Genomic DNA, 3,148 nt, shown 5'->3' with positions numbered 1-3,148 from the left:
CGAAACGGCATGGAACGCCTCCCCAAAAAGAGCCATTCCAGCCATTGTGATGTGTCCGCTATGTCCCTGAACACCCGTCAGGGATGTCCCCGGGCCAAACAACAAGCGCGGGCATGACGGAGCATTGGTGAAAGCCGCTCGTATTACGCCGCCTGCGGCGCCAGCGCCTTTTCGAGATTCTCGGCGACCTTGTCGAGGAAGCCGGTGGTCGACAGCCAGCGCTGATCGGCGCCGACCAAGAGCGCGAGGTCCTTGGTCATGAAGCCGGACTCGACGGTCTCGACGCACACCCGCTCCAGGGTGTCGGCGAACTTCGCCAGTTCCTGGTTGTCGTCGAGCTTGGCGCGATGGGCGAGGCCGCGGGTCCAGGCGAAGATCGAGGCGATCGAATTGGTCGAGGTCGCCTTGCCCTTCTGATGTTCGCGGTAGTGCCGGGTCACGGTGCCGTGCGCCGCTTCGGCTTCCACGGTCTTGCCGTCCGGCGACATCAGCACCGAGGTCATCAGGCCGAGCGAGCCATAGCCCTGCGCCACGGTGTCGGACTGCACGTCGCCGTCGTAGTTCTTACAGGCCCACACATAGCCGCCCGACCATTTCAGCGCCGAGGCCACCATGTCGTCGATCAGCCGGTGCTCATAGGTCAGGCCCTGGGCCTGGAACTGTTCCTTGAACTCGGCGTCGAATATCTCCTGGAAGATATCCTTGAAGCGCCCATCATAGACTTTCATGATGGTGTTCTTGGTGGACAGATAGACCGGGTAGTTGCGGATCAGGCCGTAGTTGAACGAGGCGCGCGCAAAGTCGCGGATCGAGTCGTCGAGATTGTACATGCTCATCGCGACGCCGGCGCCCGGCGCGTGGAACACTTCGCGCTCGATCACCGTGCCGTCTTCGCCGACGAACTTCATCGTCAGCACGCCCTTGCCCGGGAACTTGATGTCGGTGGCGCGGTATTGATCGCCAAAGGCATGACGGCCGATCACGATCGGCTTGGTCCAGCCCGGCACCAGCCGCGGCACGTTCTTGCAGATGATCGGCTCGCGGAAGATCACGCCGCCCAGAATGTTGCGGATCGTGCCGTTCGGCGACTTCCACATCTGCTTGAGGCCGAATTCCTCGACCCGCGCCTCGTCCGGGGTGATGGTGGCGCATTTCACGCCGACCCCGACTTCCTTGATGGCATTGGCGGCGTCGATGGTGACCTGGTCGTCGGTCTTGTCGCGGTTCTCCATCCCCAGGTCGAAATACATCAACTCGATATCGAGGAACGGCGTGATCAGCTTATCCTTGATGTACTGCCAGATGATCCTGGTCATCTCGTCGCCATCGAGTTCGACGACGGGGTTGGTCACCTTGATTTTCGCCATGCGGTCGGCCTTCTGAGGGAGTGGGGCGGGCTGGCGAAGACGGACTCCGCTTCGCCAGGGTGGCTATAGCACTGGCAACCGTGGCCCGGAAGCGGCTTCCCGGGGCGGTCCGTGCCGTTTTTAGAAGCATCCTCAAACGGTTGCTCAAGAGGGCGAACGGCCTCAGCAAGGGCCGCGCCTGGTATTCGTACAGATCGCGGGCGCTGGCGGTGTTCCGTTGTGGAACCGCCCGATGCATGGCGGCCGCGTCCGGGACGGCAGAGTGGACGCTGGCATGGAGCTGTGACATCAGGAGCGGAATCTCTGCGCGAGGCAGGGGCTATGGACTGCGGCTGCAGGTGAGCCGAACCGATGGCCACGCCGCAGCGCCGTGCGCGGCAAAATGCCCGCCGTTATTGCAACAGTCGCAAAGTGAAGTGAAGCGAAGAAATGTCCGGTTCTGATCCCGACAGCAGCAAACCCGCGATCGATCGTGCCGGTCCGGTGGTGATTCTGGTTGAGCCGCAGCTCGGCGAGAACATCGGCATGTGCGCGCGCGCCATGGGCAATTTCGGGCTGTCGCGGCTGCGGCTGGTCAAGCCGCGCGACGGCTGGCCCAATGTCCATGCCCGCCGCTCCGCCGCCGGGGCCGACGCCATTTTGGACGCCGCCGAGCTGTTCGAGACCGTTGAGGACGCGGTCAAGGATTGCTCGCTGCTGTTTGCCACCACCGCGCGCCCGCATGACCAGGCCAAGCCGGTGCTGGCGCCCGAGGCGGCGGCGCGCGAAATGGTGGCCGAGATCGCCGGCGCGGGTGAGGTCGGCGTGCTGTTCGGCCGCGAGCGCTGGGGCCTGACCAATGAGGAGGTGGCGCTCGCCGGGCGCATCATCACCTTCCCGGTCAATCCGGCGTTCTCCTCGCTCAATCTGGCGCAGGCGGTGCTGCTGATCGGCTATGAATGGTTCAAGCACGCCACCGGCAACGCGCTGCCGTTCACGAGGCCGGAGCGCTCAGCGCGCGCCTCGCAGCAGCAGTTTCAGGCGTTCTTCGACAATCTGGTGGCGGAGCTCGACCGCGTCGAGTTTCTGCGGCCGCGCGAAAAGCGCGACACCATGCTGGTCAATCTGCGCAACATTTTTGTGCGCATGGAGCCGACCGAGCAGGACATCAACACGCTGCATGGCGCGGTGATGGCGATTGCCGATGGCCGCAAGGGCCCGGCCAAGGGCGGGGTGCTCGATGGCGCCGGCGCGGCCGAGCTGCGCACGTTGCTGGCCGAGAGCGTCACGGCGGGCGGCGATCGCGATGGTGGCCCGGCGCGCGGGCTGGCGCGGCTGTTGCGCCGCAATCCGACCGACGCCGAGCGGGCGCTGTGGGACAGGCTGCGCTCTGATCGGCGCTTTGCCGGCGCGTTCAAGCGCCAGACCCCGGTCGGCCGCCACATCCCCGATTTCGTGTCGTTCACCCGCAAGATCGCGATCGAGCTGATCAACGCCGGCGAAAGCGAGCAGGTGGCGAGCGAACGCTCCGCGCGCCGTGACTGGCTGATGGCGCGCGACTATCGCGTGCTGTGGTTCGAGGCCGCATTGATCGAACACGACGTCGAACCGGCGCTGGCAGAGATCGCCGCGCTGCAGGACGCGGAGTAAGCGTCCGCGCCGCTGGCGCTCACTCGGCTTTAGACGTTGAGCTCGTCGTGCCGGCCTGTAGCAACCATTAGAGCGCGGTGTGGTTTTCGACCCATGGCGAGCCGCGCTGGACGACGGTGTTTGCGTAGATGAGGAGTTTGCGAGCGCAGGCG

2 protein-coding genes are annotated in these 3,148 nt (G+C 65.0%); one reads left to right on the top strand and one right to left on the bottom strand.

Annotation, left to right across the window (positions count from 1 at the left end):
* Positions 1 to 143: 143 nt before the first annotated feature.
* Positions 144 to 1,367 carry an NADP-dependent isocitrate dehydrogenase gene (locus tag BJ122_RS18825; RefSeq protein ID WP_110782812.1) on the bottom strand — a complete coding sequence of 408 codons (1,224 nt, stop codon included), beginning with the start codon at positions 1,365 to 1,367 and terminating at the stop codon, positions 144 to 146.
* Between the two features lie 429 nt (positions 1,368 to 1,796).
* Between BJ122_RS18825 and BJ122_RS18820 the strand changes: the two genes are divergently transcribed.
* Complete coding sequence (locus BJ122_RS18820; protein WP_110782811.1) at positions 1,797 to 2,996, top strand: TrmJ/YjtD family RNA methyltransferase; 1,200 nt, start codon at positions 1,797 to 1,799, stop codon at positions 2,994 to 2,996.
* Positions 2,997 to 3,148: the final 152 nt, after the last annotated feature.

Origin of the sequence: Rhodopseudomonas faecalis (assembly GCF_003217325.1) — a bacterium.
Classification (GTDB): Bacteria; Pseudomonadota; Alphaproteobacteria; order Rhizobiales; family Xanthobacteraceae; genus Rhodopseudomonas; species Rhodopseudomonas faecalis.
This window is presented reverse-complemented; position numbering and strand designations above follow the sequence as displayed.